The organism is Roseateles aquatilis (assembly GCF_002205645.1).
GTDB lineage: Bacteria > Pseudomonadota > Gammaproteobacteria > Burkholderiales > Burkholderiaceae_C > Roseateles > Roseateles aquatilis.
The window spans coordinates 732,152-749,174 of the sequence record NZ_NIOF01000001.1 but is presented as its reverse complement, the minus strand read 5'-3'; the positions used below and the strand labels follow the sequence as shown (position 1 = coordinate 749,174).

Below are 17,023 nucleotides of genomic sequence, written 5' to 3'. Positions count from 1 at the left end.
TGGACGATGACCTCGGCTGACGCGGGCCCGGCGCCTCGACGGCGTCCTCGCGCTGAAGCGCTCCGGCACCTCGACGGTGCCCGCGCGCGGAGGCGATGCCGACTGCGCTGACTATGTGGCGCGCGTCGCTTGCACCGCCTCGACGGCATCCAGCACCGCTTCCGGCGTGGCCGGCGCGCGCAGCGGCGGATCGCAGCGCGAGGGGCCGCAGGCCGCGACGGCGTCCTTGATCGCGAGCAGCACCGAGAACGGCAGCAGCAGCGGCGGCTCGCCCACCGCCTTCGACCGATGAATGCTGTCGGCGCGGTTGGGCGCGTCGTACAGCGCGACGCGGAAGTCGCGCGGCATGTCGTTGGCGGTCGGGATCTTGTAGGTGCTCGGCGCGTGCGTCATCAGCAAGCCGGACTGCGGATGCCACACCAGCTCCTCGCTGGTCATCCAGCCCTGGCCCTGCACGAAGGCGCCTTCCACCTGGCCGATGTCCAGCGCCGGGTTCAGCGACTGGCCGACGTCGTGCAGCACGTCGGCGCGCAGCACGCGGCTCTCGCCGGTCAGCGTGTCCACCAGCACCTCGGCCACCGACGCGCCGTAGGCGAAGTAGAAGAACGGCTTGCCCTGCAGCTTCGCGCGGTCCCAGTGCAGGCCGGGCGTGGCGTAGAAACCGTCGCTCCAGAGCTGGATGCGCGCCAGGTAGGCCTGGGCGACCAGCGCCTTGAAGCCGATCGTCCGGCCGGCCGTTCCCGTTCCCGCGCCGGCATCGCGGACCTCGCCGCCCTCGAAGACCACGTCGTCCTGCGCGCAATCCAGCAGCCGGGCCGCCAGCGGGGTCAGGCGTTGCCGGATCTTGCGCGCGGCGTCCTGCGCGGCCTTGCCGTTCAGGTCGGAGCCGGTCGACGCCGCCGTGGCCGAGGTGTTGGCCACCTTGCTGGTGTCCGTCGCGGTGGCGCGCACCATCGCGGCGGGCACGCCCAGCTCGTGCGCCACGACCTGCGCGACCTTGGTGTTGAGGCCCTGGCCCATCTCGGTGCCGCCGTGGTTCACCAGCACCGAGCCGTCGGTGTAGACATGCACCAGCGCGCCTGCCTGGTTCAGGTGGACCACGTTGAACGAGATGCCGAACTTGACCGGCGTCAGCGCCAGGCCTCGCTTGAGCACCGGGCTCGCGGCGTTGAAGGCCGCGATCTCGGCGCGGCGCGCGTGATAGTCGGAGGTCCGGACGAGCTGGTCGGTCAGGCGGCCGATCTGGTTGTCCTCGACCTGCTGGCCGTATGGCGTGATGTCCTGGCCGTCGCGATAGAAATTGCGTTGCCGCACCGTCAGCGGATCCAGCCCCAGCCGGCGCGCGATGCCGTCCAGGATCAGCTCGATCGCCAGCGCGCCCTGCGGGCCGCCGAAGCCGCGGAAGGCGGTGTTGCTCTGCGTGTTGGTCCGGGCGCAGTAGCCGTGCATCGAGACATGCGGCAGCCAGTAGGCATTGTCGAAATGGCACAGCGCCCGCGTCATCACCGGCGCCGACAGGTCGGCGCTGTGGCCGCAGTTGGAGATCAGGTCGATGTCGGCGGCCAGGATGCGGCCGTCGTCGTCGAAGCCGACCGACCAGCGGTAGTCGAAGCCGTGGCGGCGCCCGGTGATGAGGAAATCGTCGTCGCGGTCGACGCGCAGCTTGACCGGCCGGCGCAGCCGCGTGGCGGCGAGCGCGGCGACGCACGCGAACAGCGCCGACTGCGACTCCTTGCCGCCGAAGCCGCCGCCCATGCGCCGGCACTGCACCGTCACCTGATGCGAGGCCCAGCCCATCGCGTGGGACACGAGCTGCTGCATCTCCGACGGATGCTGTGTCGAGCAATGCACCAGCACCGCCTGGTTCTCCTGCGGCAGCGCGACGCTGATCTGGCCCTCCAGGTAGAACTGCTCCTGGCCGCCGACGGCCCATTCGCCGTCCAGCCGGTGCGGCGCGGCGGCCAGCGCGGCCTGCGGCTCGCCGCGGGTCAGGTGCATGGGCGGGACCACGTACTGGCCGATCGCGTGGGCGTCGCGCGCGGTCAGCACCGCCGGCAGCGGCGTGCTGACGATCGCCTGCCGGGCCAGGGCGGCGGCGCGACGCGCCAGCTCGCGATCGGTGGCGATGATGGCGTAGACCGGCTGGCCGACGTAGCGCAGCTCGCCGTCCGCCAGGATGGGATCGTCGTGCAGCAACGGGCCGCAGTTGTTCTCGCCCGGGATGTCGGCGGCGGTCAGCACCGCCACGACGCCCGGCTGGCGGCGCAGCAGGTCCAGGTCGATCGAGACCAGCGTGCCGTGCGCGATCGGCGACAGGCCCAGCGCCGCGTGCAACGTGCCGTGCGCCTCGGGGATGTCGTCGGTGTAGATGGCCTCGCCGCTGACATGCAGGTGGGCGGCCTCGTGGACGCGGCTGATGCCGACCTGTGGCTGCGGCGTGGGGATGGCCGTCGTGAGCTCCGGCGGCAGTTCGCTGGGCTTGTTCATGCGACGCTCCGTCGCAGGTTGACGGCCTGCCAGACGCTGCCGGCTTCCGCGGCGATCGGCGCGTTGGCGCGGGTCTCCAGCCAGAAGCGCCGGACCAGGTTGGCGGCGACGCGTTGCCGGTAGCCGGCGCTGGCGCGCAGGTCGGTCAACGGACGGAAGTCCTCGTCCAGCGCCCGGGCGGCGGCGGCTTGCGCGGCCTCGTCCCAGGCGCGGCCGGTGACGGCGGATTCGGCCTTCGCCGCGCGCTTGACGATCGCAGCCATGCCGCCGAACGCGAAGCGGGCGTCGCGCACGACGCCGTCCTCCAGCCGCAGGCTCAGCACCGCGCAGACGGCGGAGATGTCGCTGTCGTAGCGCTTGGCGATCTTGTAGCCGCGCAGGCGCGTGCCGGGCGGCGGGGAGGGGACCTCCAGCGCCTCGACGAACTCGCCGGGCTGGAGCGCGTTCTTCATGTAGTCCAGGTAAAAATCTTCCAGCGGCAGCGTGCGCTGCGTGGCGCCGCGGCGCAGCACGATGCGCGCGCCCAGCGCGATCAGCGCCGGCGGCCCGTCGCCGATCGGCGAGCCGTTGGCGATGTTGCCGCCCAGCGTGCCGGCATGGCGCACCGGCGGGGAGGCGAAGCGCAGCCAGAGCTCGCGCAGCGCCGGCACGTGGGCGGTGAGCGCGGCCCAGGCCTCCTCCAGCGGCACCGCGGCGCCGATGCGCAGCGTCACGCGCTCGCTGGCGCGGTCGGATCCGGTGACGGTGGTGGTGTCGATGCGGCGCAGTTCCTCGACGCGGCCGGTCAGGATCACGTCGCCCAGCTCGCGCTGCTGCTTGTTGACCCACAGGCCCACGTCGGTGGCGCCGGCGACCACGCGCGCCTGCGGCATCGCCTCGCGCAGCGCGGCGAAGTCGTCGAGCGACCGGGGCGCGAAGACGCGTTGCGGCGTGCCGGCACGCGACGGCGCCTCGTAATGCAGCGGCGCGTCGTGCTGGAGTTCCCGCAGCGCGTCGACGATCGGTCCGCGGTCCAGCAGGCGGATCGGGGCGTCGAACATGCGTTCGCCGGCGTCGAGGATGGGGCGGTAGCCGGTGCAGCGACACAGGTTGCCGGCCAGGTCGTCGGCCAGGTCCTGGCGCGTGGGGCGCGTCCCGTCGGCCTGATGGCGCTCGTAAATGGCCTGCATCGTCATCGCGAAGCCCGGCGTGCAGAAGCCGCATTGCGAGCCGTGGCAGTCGACCAGCGCCTGCTGCACCGGGTTCAGGTCGGTGCTGTCGCCCAGGTCCTCGACCGTCAGCAAGGCCTTGCCGTCCAGCATCGGCAGCAACTGGATGCAGGCGTTGACGTTGCGCAGCGCCAGGGCGTCGCCGTCGGCGTCCAGCTCGCCCACCAGCACCGTGCAGGCGCCGCAGTCTCCTTCGGCGCAGCCCTCCTTGGTGCCGGCGCAGCGGGCGTGCTCGCGCAGGTACTGCAACACCGTGGTGGTGGGCGGCAGACCGGTGACAGACTGCACTCGACCCTGGTGGACGAAGCGGAGGGGACGCGGAGAACTCATGGAGGCTGGCGGCAGGCGGGCAGATGCAATTACCTCGAACGGTACTCCTGTGAAGTGCATATGGTTATACGATGTGGCGTATGGCCTGTATATGTGATTGCTGATGTCGCAAGAGCTCAATTTCGACAAGATCGACCTCCTTCTGGTGCGGGTCCTGCATACCTTGATCGTCGAGCGCAGTGTGTCCAGGGCCGCGATGCGGCTCGGCAGTACGCAGCCCGCCTTGAGCGCGCAGTTGCGGCGCTTGCGTGCGCTCACGGGCGACCCGCTGCTGGTGCGCAGCGGCGCGGGCATGACGCCGACGGCGACCGCGCTGGAGCTGGTCGCCCCCGCCGAGCGGCTGCTGCGCGAGGCCGACGAGCTGTTCGGCGTCCGCCTGCGCAAGGCCGGCTTCGACCCGGCCACCGCCACGCTGCGTTATCGCGTCGCGGCCAGTGACTACATCGACCCGCTGTTCCTGCCGCAACTGGTCGCGCGGCTGCAACGCATGGCGCCGGGCGTGCAGCTCGATCTGCAGCCGCTGACGGCGGACTTCGATTACCGCGCCTCGCTCGCGCGCGGCGAGGTGGACCTGGTGATCGGCAACTGGCTGGAGCCGCCCGAGGAGCTGCACCTGGGCCGCCTGCTGGTCGACGAGGTGGTGTGCCTGGTCGGCAACGATCATCCCGCCGCCCGCATGGCGCCGCGCGCCTGGACGCAGCAGCGTTACCTGGACTGCCAGCATCTGGCGCCGATGCCGCTGAGCCGCAACCAGCCGGGCGTGATCGAGCAGCACCTGGCCTCGCTGGGGCTGGAGCGCCGCATCGCGGTGCGCTGCGCCCATTTCGGGCAGTTGCCGCAGATGGTGGCGCGCAGCCTGCTGGTGCTGACCACCGGCCGGCTGTTCTGCAACCGCTATCTGGACCAGTTGCCGGTGACGGTGCTGCGCTGCCCGGTGGCGTTTCCGCCGATGACGTATTACCAGCTGTGGCACGACGTCAGCCACAACAGCGCGCCGCTGCGCTGGCTGCGCGAGCAGGTGCGCGAAGTGGCGCGCGAGCTGGTGAAGTAAGGTTCCCGAGTTCTTTCCCGTTCAACGCATGACGAATCAACGATCCGCCGCTCCGGCGCGCCTGGCCCTGAAGGGCGACCTGCTGGACTTCACCGCCGCGCCGCAGTGGGCGCGCGTGGACGACCCCGCCGTGCGCCTGCGCCCGGACCACTGGCTGCTGATCGAGCACGGCCGCATCGTCGGCGCGCAGGCCGACGATCCGGGGGACGGCTGGGCGCGCGAGGACCACGCCGGGCGGCTGATCCTGCCCGGCTTCGTCGACACCCACGTGCACAGCCCGCAACTGGACGTGATCGCGTCCTACGGGGCGGAGCTGCTGGACTGGCTGGAGACCTACACCTTCCCCGCCGAGGGCCGCTACGCCGATCCCGAGGTGGCGCGGGTCGGCGCCGGCCGTTTCCTCGACGCGCTGCTGGCCCACGGCACGACGTCGGCGGTCGTCTATCCGACGGTGCACAAGGTCTCGGCCGATGCGCTCTTCGACGCCGCCGCCGAGCGCGGCATGCGGCTGATCACCGGCAAGGTGCTGATGGACCGGCACGCCCCCGACGGCCTGCGCGACGACGTGGTGCAGGCCGAGCGCGACTGCCTCGACCTGATCGCCCGCCACCATGGCCGCGAGCGCCTGGCCTACGCGGTCACCGTGCGTTTCGCGCCGACCAGCACGCCGGAGCAACTGGCGATGGCCGGGGCGCTGTGCCGCGCCGATGCCAGCCTGTACATGCAGACCCACGTGGCCGAGAACCGTGGCGAGGTCGAGTGGGTCGCGAAGCTTTTCCCCGACGCGCGCAGCTACCTCGACGTCTATGACCGCGTCGGCCTGCTGCATCCGCGCGCGGTGCTGGCGCATGGCATCTGGCTCGACGACACCGATCGGCGGGTGCTGGCCCGCACCGGCGCGCACCTCGCGCATTGCCCGTCGTCCAACCTGTTCCTGGGCAGCGGGCTGTTCGACTGGCCCGGCGCGCTGGCGGCCGGCGTGCGCGTCAGCGCGGCCAGCGACGTGGGCGGCGGCACCTCGCTGTCGACGCAGCGGACGCTGGCGGACGGCTACAAGGTGCAGTCGCTCAACGGCCAGCGCATGACCGCGTGGTCGGGCCTGCACGCGGCCACGCTCGGCGCGGCGCAGGCGCTGGGGCTGGAGCGGGAGCTGGGCCACTTCGGCGCGGCGACGCTGGCCGACGTCTGCGTCTGGGACTGGGCCGTCGGGCCGGTGGCCGAGGGCCGCATGGCGCTGACCCGCGACGCGCACGAGCGGGCCTTCGCCTGGATGACGCTGTCGGACGAGCGCAACCTCGTGGCCAGCTACGTGGCGGGGGCGCTGCGTTATCGGCGGCCCTGAACGGCACCTCGCGGCCGAGGCCCCGAGCGCCGCCCCCGACAGGGCCCCGAGCAGGCCCCGCAAAGATCCCGAGGTCCTGCGGCGCGCTGCGGCACGACCCACCATTCGGCCGGGCGAAGCGACGCTTCATCGCATGTCCCCGCATCGTGTCCGGCTGGGGCTGGGCAAGACCTGTCACCGCTCCTATATTGAAGGGATGCCCGGATGGTCCGGGTACCCCCATGGGAGAGGAGACACGATGCACAAGACCCTGAAACGTCACCGGCCCGGCGCGCTCGCCGCCGCGGCCCTGACCGTCGCGCTGACGCTGCCCGCGCTGGCGACCGCCGCCGCGCCGCGCCCGGACGAGCCGGCCGGCAGGACCACCGCCAGGGCCGAGCAGCCCCGGCCGGCCAAGCGCTACACCATCGAGCAGTTCATGGCGACGACCTCGATCGCCGGCGCGTCGTTCTCGGCAGACGAGAAGCGCATCCTGTTCAGCAGCAACGTGACCGGGATCTTCAACGTCTACAGCATCTCCGTCGACGGCGGGGAGCCGGTGGCGCTGACCTCGTCCAAGACCGACACGCACTTCTCGGTCGGCTACTTCCGCAACGACGATCGGGTGCTCTACACCCGCGACCAGGGCGGCAACGAGAACAACCACCTCTACGTCCGCGAGCTCGACGGTCGCGAGCGCGACCTGACGCCCGGCGACAAGGTCAAGGCCGGCTTCTCCGGCTGGAGCGAGGACGGCACGGCGTTCTACGTCACGACCAACGAGCGCGACCCGCGCTTCATCGACCTCTACCGCTACGACGCGAAGACCTACGAGCGCACGCTGGTCTACAAGAACGACGACGGCATGGCCGTGTTCGGCGTCAGCGGCGACGGCCGCTGGGTGGCGCTGGGCAAGACCAACACGACGTCGGACTCGGACGTCTACCTGTACGACACGCAGTCGAAGCAGAGCAAGCACCTGACCCCGCACGAGGGCACGGCGGCGTTCAGCGCGGCCAGCTTCGACCCGGCCTCGAAGACGCTGCTGGTGCTGTCCAACGCGGGCACCGAGTTCACGCGGCTGATGGCCTACGACCTGGCGGGCGGGCAGATGCGGGAGCTGGAGAAGGCCGACTGGGACATCGCCTACAGCGTGTTCTCGCGCGACGGGCGTTATCGCGTGACCGGCATCAACGCGGACTCGAGCATGACGCTGCGCATCGTGCAGACCGCCGACGGCAAGGCGGTGACGCTGCCCAAGCTGCCCGGCGGCGAGCTGCGCGGGGTGAGCTTCTCCCGCAACAGCCAGCGCATGGCGTTCTACCTGAACGGCGACCGCGCCCCCAGCAACCTGTATGTCTACGACTTCGGCACGAAGCAGGTCAGGCAGCTGACCAACAGCATGTCCAAGGAGATCGATCCGAACGAGCTGGTCGAGGGCCGCATCGTGCGCTTCCGGTCCTTCGACGGCATGGTGATCCCGTCGGTCTACTACGAGCCCAAGGACGCGTCGCCGACCAACAAGGTGCCGGCGGTGCTGCTCGTCCATGGCGGCCCCGGCGGGCAGACCATGCGGGGCTACAACGCGTTGATCCAGTACCTGGTCAACCACGGCTACGCGGTGCTGGGCATCAACAACCGCGGCAGCTCCGGCTACGGCAAGACCTTCTTCACCGCCGACGACGGCAAGCACGGCCGCGAGCCGCTGTGGGACTGCATCGAGGCCAAGACCTACCTGGCCGGCACCGGCGTCATCGATCCGGAGCGCATCGGCATCATGGGCGGCAGCTACGGCGGCTATATGACGCTGGCGGCGATGGCCTTCCGGCCCGAGGCGTTCAAGGTCGGCATCGACATCTTCGGCGTGTCCAACTGGCTGCGCACGCTGGAATCGATCCCGCCGTACTGGGAGACCTTCCGCAAGGCGCTGTACCTGGAGATCGGCGATCCGGTGAAGGACCGGGAGCACCTGATCGCCACCTCGCCGCTGTTCCACGCCAAGGAGATCCGCAAGCCGCTGATGGTCATCCAGGGCAAGAACGACCCGCGCGTGATCAAGCCCGAGAGCGACGAGATCGTCGAGGCGGTCAAGAAGAACGGCGTGCCGGTGGAGTACGTGGTCTTCGACGACGAGGGGCACGGCTTCACGAAGACGAAAAACCAGATCGAGGCCAACCGGAAAATGCTGGAGTTCCTCGACAAGTACCTGAAGCCCGGCCTGAAGTGAGTTTCCGTGCGAAGTTGCACGGCTTACAGGCTGTTTCCCCAGGTTCTAGAACCTTAGGCAGCATCTGACCCCTGACGCCCGGCCCCTGTGCCGGGCGTCGTCGATCAGACAGCAAGACGCCGGTCCACGAGGCCCCGCAGGCCACGAGCTCGTGGCGCGAGGGCAGGGCGTTCAGAAGATGGGGGAATCAGAGGTGCGATTCGAAGGAACGTTGGACAGCTGGTATGCCGAACGCGGCCACGGCATGGTGCGCCCGGAACAGGGCGGCGAAGCGTTGTTCGTGCATGTGTCCGCCTTTCCGATGGACGGCCAGGTGCCGCAGGAAGGCGAGCGGATCAGTTTCGAGGTTGTGTCCAAGAGTGACGGCAGCAAACAGGCGGTGAGGTTGCAGCGCCTGTCGGCGTACAAGCTGCCATCGCAGTTGCGCCCGCCGCGCACCGGGTCGCGCGCGCCGCGGCCGATCGGCCGCCGCCGTCGAGCATCGCCGCTGATGTGGATGGTGCTGGGACTGCTGGTGCTGGGTTTCGGCGCGACCGTCTGGGCGCCGTCCCACGCGCTGGTCGCGGCCAACGGCAGCACACAGGCGCGACATTGAGGTTTCGCGTCGGCGCGTCCGTCAGGACGGCGTCGGCGCTCCGGGTTGACTCCTTGGGGCCGGCACCTGCGGCCCCGTCGCCCTCGCGGAGGCAAGCGATGCTCCGCTCTTTCAGGCTGTCCTCGTGGCAGCCTTTTTTGCGCCTGGAACTCTTGGTCGACCGTCAGGGCGAGCGCTCGTCATCGAAAGCCGGGGTGGGGGTTCTTCATACGCTGACGCAAATCATCACCCCCACCCCGGCTTCCGATGACTCGGACCGGGCGTTGCGGGGAGGGGCCTTCATGCCTTCGTTCGTCATCGAAAGCCGGGGTGGGGGCTCTTCATACGCTGACGCAAATCATCGCCCCCACCCCGGCTTCCGATGACTCGGACCGGGCGTTGCGGAGAGGGGGGCCTTCATGCCTTCGTTCGTCATCGAAAGCCGGGGTGGGGGCTCTTCATACGCTGACGCAAATCATCACCCCCACCCCGGCTTCCGATGACTCGGACCGGGCGTTGCGGGGAGGGGGGCCTTCATGCCTTCGTTCGTCATCGAAAGCCGGGGTGGTGGCTCTTCATACGCTGACGCAAATCATCGCCCCCACCCCGGCTTCCGATGACTCGGACCGAGTACGGCCACGAGCGCGGTGGCGAGGGGGCGCGCGGCGCGCTGCGGTGTGGGTCTTAGACCTTCAGTTCGAGGCGGACCTGCCACACGGTGAAGCTGCGGCCGGTGCTTTCGCTGGTGACGACGCGGCCCGGCGTGATCGCCAGGCTGCCGTTGCCGTAGGTCAGCGGGACGAGGTTGCTGGCGGAGACCCGCACCGCGACAGCCGGGGAGAAGGTCCACATCGCGGAGGCATCGATGACGCGCTTCTTGTCGATCTCGGCCAGCACCTGCGGGCTTTGCTGCAGCAGGTTGGACGGCGTGTAGTTCAGCGACGCGCCCAGCGTCAGCGGGATGCCGCGCAGGCGGTAGTCGGCGCCCAGGTTGGCGGTGTAGTGGGGCTGCTGGTCGAGCCGGTTGTTGGGGCCGGGAATACCGTCGACGGCGGAGTGGAACAGCGACAGGTTGCTGCGCACGTTCACCGGGAGCGCATCGGTCAGGTACTCGTCGAGACGGAACTTGGCCTCCAGCTCCACGCCGTAGGTGGTCGCGTCGCCGATGTTGCGCGGCCGCACGACGTAGCGCTGCACCGGCGCGTAGGGCACGGTCTCCAGCAGCGCCTGGCTGCGAATCAGATCGGTGATGCGCCGATAGAAGAAATTGGCGCTGAGCAGGCCGCCCTTCTCAAGATACTTCTCGTAGCCGATCTCGACCCCCGTCGCCATCTCCGGCTTCAGATTCGGATTGCCGAGGCGGTCCGGCGAGTCGATGGTGTTGGTGGTGCAGGCGGGCTGCGTCGGGTCGCCGCAGGGATAGCGGTTGCTGATGCTGAGGCGGCCGACGATGTCGTTCAGGTTGGGCGATCGGTAGCTGCGCGTCAGGCTGGCACGGATCTGCTCCTTGCTCTTCTCGTCGAGCTTGTAGACCGCGTGCAGCAACGGCGTCACGACGCTGGAGCTGTTGCTGATCGGCCCCATGTTGCTGCTGCTCTCGGTCTTGATGCCTTCCCAGCGCAGCCCGGCGTAGAAGCCCCACTGCTTGCCGACGTTCCACTCGTCCTGCGCGTACGCGGCGAAGCGGCGCGTCGACGCGTTGACGTTGTCGCCGAAGTCGGCGAGGTAGGCGCAAGGCAGCCCCGCCTGGCCCTGGGTGTAACTCTGCAGGCAGGTGCGCGTCTGGTTGCGATCGGTGCCTTCGCCCTCGACGCCGGCGACCAGGCTGTGCTCGTTCTCCATCTGGTGCGTCAGCTTGCTGCTGAAGCTCCAGGAGGTGTCGCGGCTCTTGGTGTCGTCGTCCTGCGAGCGATAGAACTTCGAGCCGTTGGACTCCAGCCGATCGCTCTCGCTGGACATGGTCATGCGGCCGGCGCCCAGGCGCGTTTCCAGCCGCGAGGTCTCGTTGAGCCGCTTGTTCCACTGCAGGTTGAGCCGCGCCATCGTGGAGCGACCCTCGCCGGTGGTGGCGGCATCGGTGTAGCGGATGTGGTCGAGGTCGGTGTCGGGCAGCGCGGGCGTCTGCGTCTGGTTGAAGCGGCTGCTGCTGTTGCCGCGGCCGACCATGACGAAGGGCTGGATCGCGATCGTGTCGCCGCCGTCCAGCCGCAGTTGCAGCCGCCCGGTCATGTTGATCGACTTGCGCTCGTCGTTGCTGTTGCCCAGGTTCTTCAGCAACGTCTCGCGCGTGACGCGGCCTTGGTTGTCGACGAGCTGCGTCAACGACTGCGAGTTGATGTCGTCGACACGCTTGTGCTGCATCGCGTTGATGGTGACGTTGTAGGCGCCGCCGTTGTCGTCCAGCTTGTCGTTGCGGGTCCAGCTCAGGTTCGGCGTGACGTGGTCGCGCTCGAAGGTGGTGGCCAGGCGGACTTCGTTCAGGCGGCGCTGGAGGGCCTCGCGCAGGACGACGTTGATGGTGCCGGCGATGGCGCGCGCGCCGAACTCGGCGGTGGGGGCGCGCATCACCTCGATGCGCTCGATCTGCTCGGGCGGCAGTTCGTCGAGCGAGAAGCCCGGCGGCATGCGTTCGCCGTTGACGAGGATCTGCGTGTAGCCGCCGCCCATGCCGCGCATGCGGACCTCGCCGCCGCGGCCGGGGCGGCCGCCGGTGGTGACGCCGGGCAGGCGCTTGAGAACCTCGCCGATGGTGCTGTCGCCGTAGCGCTCGATCTCTTCGCGGCCGATGATGATCTTGGACGCGGTCGAGGCGCGGCGCTGGTCGTCATCGCGCGACGTGCCCTGGATCTCGACGCGGTCGAGCTGCCGCGGGTTGGGGGCGGAAGCGTCCGGCTTCGCCGGTGCGGCGTCGGGGCGCGCGCGCTGCGGCGCGGGGGACTTCTGCGGCGCTTCGGTGGGCGGATTCTGTGGCGTGGCCTGGGACCAGGCGGTGGAGCTCAAGCCAAGCATCAGGGCGACGGAAATCGGATGCAGGGCGGGGCGGCGGGTGCGTGTCATCGAGAGGCAATGGCAGGGCAAGCGCGGCCAGTCTGGCGACGGCTGTGACGGAAGCGCGGGGAGTGGAGAGATGCGGGTCGTATCGGGGCCGATACGTCGCAGGACGGTCCGAAGGATCGCACGCTGTACGTTTTGTGACGAAAGGCAGCGCGGGACTTTCATCCTTCTTTACGTTGACTGATGGGCGGGCGCGACGGAGGGTGGGGAAAGCCCGGAGGGCATCGTCCGCACGGGGCGATCCTCCAATGAAAAAAGCCACCGCATCGGGTGGCTTTCGTCTGAATGGGGTATCCGTGACGCTGGTGACGGGTTCCAGCTCTCTGCCCAATGTTGCAGCCGGTTGTTGCCTCGGATGCATTGCATTCTGCCGAGGTCGTGTGACGGGCAGTTGACGAAAAGCAGGGCGTGGGCAGGCCAGTTCGAGCGATGTGCGATTGGTGGAATGTCGGCCGGCCTGCTCGCATCCGTCGCCAGATGCGCGCAGGCGGCGGTCTGCTCGGCGTGGATGACGCACGAGGGGCTGCCCAGGCCCTACGCGCGACACGTCGGATGACGTCCACGCGGGGCATCCGTATCATGGTCCGCACCGTCATCGCAACTCGGGAGGACTCGTGAAACGTCGCTTCTCTACGTTCCCATCCGTCGCGGCTTCGGCCGCCATCGTGTTGTGCGCGATGACCCTGGGGCCGCCCGCGCAGGCGGCCGGCTGGATCGCCGCGTTGAAGAACACGCCGGCCGAGTCCTTCGACGACGAGGATCTTCAGATGTTCCTCGCCGCCGGCGTCAAGGCGCTCAATGCCGAGGGCACACCCGAGGTCGTCAACTGGAGCAACCCCGCGACCGGCGCCGCCGGCCGCTTCAAGGAGCTGCGTCGCACCGAGACCAAGGACGGTCGCACCTGCAAGCGGCTGCAGATCTGGGTGTCGATGAAGAAGTGGGGGGAGAAATCGTCGGTCTGGATGGCCTGCAAGTCCGAGCAGGGCCGATGGGGACTGGCCGCCGCCAAGTGATGAGCGTGCCACCACGTGAGGACCGACGGCGGTGAGGCGCCTGCTGCATCTCACCAGCCGGCATCGTGCACCGTCGACGAATCGGGCGCTCGGCTTGTTGCTCGCGTTCAACGCCGGTGCGGTGAACGCGGGCGGCTTCCTGATCCTGCAGCGCTACACCTCCCACATGACCGGCTTCGCATCGCAACTTGCCGATGGCGCGGTGATGGGGCAGGGGACCCTGGTGCTGAACGCCGCCGGCGCGATCCTCGCGTTCCTGACCGGCGCGGCGGTCTGCGCGATGCTGGTGAACTGGGCACGGCAGCACCGGCTGCGCAGCGTCTATGCGTTGCCGCTGATGCTGGAGGCGGCGCTGTTGTTCCCGTTCGGCCTGATGGGCGCGATCACGCTGACCTGGCACACCCCGTTCGCAGTGCCGCTGACGGTGCTGCTGCTGTCTTTCATCATGGGGCTGCAGAACGCGGTCGGATCGAAGACGTCGGGCGGAAGCGTCCGCACGACCCACATGACCGGCAACATCACCGACCTGGGCATGGAGCTCGGGAAGATGCTCTATTGGAATCGCCAGCGGGACCACGCCCGGCCGAGCGTGCGCCACGACCGCGAGCGCGCGGTCCGGGCCGGCGGATTGCTGCTGGCGTTCGTGCTGGGCGGCGTGGCGGGGGCGCTCGGCTTCAAGCACGTGGGTTTCGTGTGCGTGGTGCCGCTGGCGGCGGTGCTGTTCCTCCTGGCATTGCCGCCAATGACCAGGGATTGGGAAAAGCTGACTCGTCGGGAGCCGACATGAGCGAAGTCTTCGACGCCATCGTCATTGGAGCCGGCCAGGCCGGATCGCCGCTGGCCGACCGCATGTCTCGCGAGGGCTGGCGAGTCGCCGTCATCGAGCGCTCGCGCGTGGGCGGCACCTGCGTCAACACGGGCTGCATTCCGACCAAGGCGCTGGTGGCGAGCGCCCATGCCGCCTGGGTCGTGCGGGAGGCCGCCCGATGGGGCGTGGTCCCGCCCGCGCAACCGGTGGTCGATCTGCCGGCCGTGATCGCGCGCAAGGACAGGATCTCGGGCAACTCGCGCGGCAACGTCGAGAAGTGGCTGCGCGGCATGGCCAATGTCGAGCTGATCATGGGACATGCGCGCTTCGTCGACCCTCACACGGTGACCGTCGACGGCCGGCGCCTCACGGCGGAGCGCTTCTTCATCAACGTCGGTGGACGGCCCGCCCAACCCGGCGTCGAAGGACTGGACGACGTGCCGTGGCTGACCAACGCGTCGATCATGAGAATCGATCGATTGCCCCGGCATCTGGTGGTGGTCGGCGGGAGCTACATCGGGCTCGAATTCGCGCAGATGTTCAAGCGATACGGCGCCGAGGTGACGGTCGTGCAGCGCGGACCGCAACTCGTGCCGCGCGAGGACACCGATGTCGCGCAGGCGCTGCGGAAGATCCTGATCGACGAGGGCCTGAACATCCGCACCGGCGCGGAGTGTGTCCGCCTGGCGCCTTCGGGCAATGAGATCGCGGTCCAGGTGAACTGCAAGGACGGACCGCCCGAGGTCATCGGCAGCCACGTGCTGATCGCGACCGGGCGGCGCCCCAACACGGATGACCTCGGATTGGAGGAAGCCGGCGTGAAGCTGGACGAGCGCGGCAACATCGTCGTGAGCGACCAATTGCAAAGCAGCGTGCCGCATATCTGGGCGCTTGGCGATTGCAATGGTCGCGGCGCGTTCACGCATACGTCCTGGAACGATTACGAGGTGGTGGCGGCGAATCTGTTCGATGGCGCGCGACGCGGTGTCGGCGGGCGGGTGGTGACCTATGCGCTCTACACCGATCCGCCGCTCGCGAGGATCGGGCTGAGCGAGCGTGAGGTGCGCGCGACCGGCCGACCGGCGCTCATCGGGACCCGGCCGATGTCACGCGTCGGGCGCGCGGTGGAGAAGGGCGAGGAGGCGGGCTTCATCAAGATCCTCGTCGATGCGGAATCGAAGGCGATCCTCGGCGCGAGCATCCTGGGCGTGGATGGGGACGAGGCGATTCAATCGCTGCTGGACGTCATCGTGGCCCGGCGCCCCTTCGACGAAGTGATGAATGGCGTGCGGATTCATCCGACGGTGAGCGAATTGCTGCCGACGGTATTGCAGTCGTTGGAGGCGCTGAAGCCATTGGCCGATGAATGACGGCGAGGTGCGAGGGTTCGTCTGAACTGCTGGCGCCGATCGGGCATGAGACAGTCCGCGGCGACGGAGATTCGGCCGTGACGGGGGAGAGGGATTGATTCGTTTGATGGACACGCAGCGCCGCGGCGTCGTGATGGGCGGCGTGGTGCTGGTGCACCTGGCGGTGATTCAGCTGTGGATCGTGTCGCTGGCCCGGGAGAAATCGGGAGAGCCCCTGGCACTGCCGATCCGCGTGGTGCTGAGGCCGCTGGAGGCGGATCGAGCCGCGGCAGCAGAGCGTCGGTACGAGGAGCCCGCGCGATATCTCCCAGCGAAGGTGATCATCGCCGCACCGGAGGTCACGGTCGAAGGCGGTGCCACCGGATCGACCGGCACGCCGGACGCTGGGGCTCAGGGATCCGCGCCAGGGTCAGGACTTGCCGATGGCGATCCCTTGTCCACTGGGCCGCTCCGGTTGCGACCTTCGAGGGAAGCGATCCGGGGTGCGTTCGCGAATCCGGCAGTCGTCGATCCGCGGGCCAATTCCCCGCGACCCACGGCGGAGGAAAAGATGGCGATGGCCATCGATCCGGAGCTGTGTCTGCTCGTCGATCGGAATGCTGATGGGACGGACAGGCGGCGTTGGGGCAAGTACACGATGGTCGCGCCGGCCATTCAAGAACAGACCGGATGGAAGGGTAAACCGGTGAGGGTGTGCGCGGGTTGATGGCTCGCGAGGAGGTGCTCAGCCCGCGCTCGTTGCATTGAAGGCGTCGTGATAGCTCACGTTGCCTGAAGCCATTTCGCCGCCGAAGGACAGGGCCTGGAAGTATTCCGGCGGAACGCCTGGCAGCACGAGACTCGGCTCGGGCTTGAAGCCGAAGCGACCGTAGTAGGCGGGGTCGCCGAGCAGTACGCATCCCTGCGCGCCTTGGCGCTGAATCTCGCTCAGCGCTGCCCGCATCAACAAGGTCCCGATGCCCTGGGCCTGGCATTCCGGCAAGACCGAGATCGGACCGAGACCGAACCATTCCGTGGCGCCAGAAGAGATCTCGACCGGAGAGAGGGCGACGTGGCCGACGATGGCGTCGTCCTTTTCCGCGATCAGCGAAACGGTGAGCTGGCCATGACGCCGCAGTGCATCGACGATGAAGTGTTCGGTGTGACTGGAGTGCGGCGCGTGGAGGAAGGCTGCTGCGGTGAGACGCGCGATGGCATCGATGTCGGCGGGCGTTTCGCTTCTGAGGGTGAGGGTCATGGTTGCGCCGATGGCGTGAGATTCGACCAAAGAAAAAGCCCCGACATCTTGCGATGACGGGGCTTCAATTTTGGCTCCTCGACCTGGGCTCGAACCAGGGACCTACGGATTAACAGTCCGGCGCTCTACCGACTGAGCTATCGAGGAAAAGTCTTTTCAGATCCTGTCGATCTGAATTCTGTGGCCGTTGCCTTCGGTAGGGCATTGGCTGAAAAAGAACGAAGGTCCGTAGACCTTCGTTATCTGATCTTGGCTCCCCGACCTGGGCTCGAACCAGGGACCTACGGATTAACAGTCCGGCGCTCTACCGACTGAGCTATCGGGGATCAGAGCCTAAGAGTAT

The 17,023-nt window shown here is 68.7% G+C and carries 12 protein-coding genes and 2 tRNA genes; 8 read left to right on the top strand and 6 right to left on the bottom strand.

Going from position 1 to position 17,023, the window contains the following annotated elements; all coding sequences use genetic code 11:
• Positions 1-111: 111 nt before the first annotated feature.
• On the bottom strand, positions 112-2,487 hold the full coding sequence (gene xdhB, locus CDN99_RS03210) for a xanthine dehydrogenase molybdopterin binding subunit (RefSeq protein ID WP_088382637.1): 2,376 nt from the start codon (positions 2,485-2,487) through the stop codon (positions 112-114).
• On the bottom strand, positions 2,484-4,025 hold the full coding sequence (gene xdhA, locus CDN99_RS03205) for a xanthine dehydrogenase small subunit (RefSeq protein ID WP_088382636.1): 1,542 nt from the start codon (positions 4,023-4,025) through the stop codon (positions 2,484-2,486). The genes xdhB and xdhA overlap by 4 nt, the downstream gene beginning before the upstream one ends.
• Before the next feature lie 103 nt (positions 4,026-4,128).
• Between xdhA and CDN99_RS03200 the strand changes: the two genes are divergently transcribed.
• From CDN99_RS03200 to CDN99_RS03185, 4 genes are all read left to right on the top strand, one after another.
• Complete coding sequence (locus CDN99_RS03200) at positions 4,129-5,076, top strand: LysR family transcriptional regulator (protein ID WP_088383354.1); 948 nt, start codon at positions 4,129-4,131, stop codon at positions 5,074-5,076.
• Positions 5,077-5,104: 28 nt separating this feature from the next.
• Positions 5,105-6,418: a guanine deaminase gene (gene guaD, locus CDN99_RS03195; RefSeq protein WP_088382635.1), complete on the top strand. Its 1,314-nt coding sequence runs from the start codon at positions 5,105-5,107 to the stop codon at positions 6,416-6,418.
• A gap of 238 nt (positions 6,419-6,656) precedes the next feature.
• Entirely contained in the window at positions 6,657-8,624 is a 1,968-nt protein-coding gene (locus tag CDN99_RS03190) for a S9 family peptidase (protein ID WP_202820213.1), read from the top strand.
• Between the two features lie 193 nt (positions 8,625-8,817).
• Positions 8,818-9,219 carry a cold-shock protein gene (locus tag CDN99_RS03185; RefSeq protein ID WP_158218736.1) on the top strand — a complete coding sequence of 134 codons (402 nt, stop codon included), beginning with the start codon at positions 8,818-8,820 and terminating at the stop codon, positions 9,217-9,219.
• Between the two features lie 663 nt (positions 9,220-9,882).
• Here the strand turns inward: CDN99_RS03185 and CDN99_RS03180 are convergent.
• The gene (locus CDN99_RS03180) at positions 9,883-12,198 is read right to left on the bottom strand and encodes a TonB-dependent receptor plug domain-containing protein (protein WP_158218735.1); all 2,316 of its coding nucleotides are present in this window, start codon (positions 12,196-12,198) and stop codon (positions 9,883-9,885) included.
• Between the two features lie 668 nt (positions 12,199-12,866).
• Between CDN99_RS03180 and CDN99_RS03175 the strand changes: the two genes are divergently transcribed.
• The 4 genes from CDN99_RS03175 to CDN99_RS03160 all read left to right on the top strand — a co-directional run bounded on the left by CDN99_RS03175 (position 12,867) and on the right by CDN99_RS03160 (position 16,149).
• Positions 12,867-13,265: an RT0821/Lpp0805 family surface protein gene (locus CDN99_RS03175; RefSeq protein WP_141100603.1), complete on the top strand. Its 399-nt coding sequence runs from the start codon at positions 12,867-12,869 to the stop codon at positions 13,263-13,265.
• A gap of 31 nt (positions 13,266-13,296) precedes the next feature.
• On the top strand, positions 13,297-14,052 hold the full coding sequence (locus CDN99_RS03170; protein WP_088382631.1) for a YoaK family protein: 756 nt from the start codon (positions 13,297-13,299) through the stop codon (positions 14,050-14,052).
• The gene (locus tag CDN99_RS03165; protein ID WP_088382630.1) at positions 14,049-15,443 is read left to right on the top strand and encodes an FAD-containing oxidoreductase; all 1,395 of its coding nucleotides are present in this window, start codon (positions 14,049-14,051) and stop codon (positions 15,441-15,443) included. Before CDN99_RS03170 ends, CDN99_RS03165 begins: the two co-directional genes overlap by 4 nt.
• Before the next feature lie 106 nt (positions 15,444-15,549).
• A complete protein-coding gene (locus tag CDN99_RS03160) occupies positions 15,550-16,149 on the top strand; it encodes a hypothetical protein (RefSeq protein ID WP_088382629.1) in 600 nt (199 codons plus the stop codon).
• Between the two features lie 18 nt (positions 16,150-16,167).
• On the opposite strand, the gene CDN99_RS03155 is transcribed toward CDN99_RS03160, so the two are convergent.
• The 3 genes from CDN99_RS03155 to CDN99_RS03145 all read right to left on the bottom strand — a co-directional run bounded on the left by CDN99_RS03155 (position 16,168) and on the right by CDN99_RS03145 (position 17,006).
• Entirely contained in the window at positions 16,168-16,680 is a 513-nt protein-coding gene (locus tag CDN99_RS03155) for a GNAT family N-acetyltransferase (protein WP_088382628.1), read from the bottom strand.
• A gap of 71 nt (positions 16,681-16,751) precedes the next feature.
• A tRNA-Asn gene (locus CDN99_RS03150) sits at positions 16,752-16,827 on the bottom strand.
• Positions 16,828-16,930: 103 nt separating this feature from the next.
• A tRNA-Asn gene (locus CDN99_RS03145) sits at positions 16,931-17,006 on the bottom strand.
• Positions 17,007-17,023 lie beyond the last annotated feature (17 nt).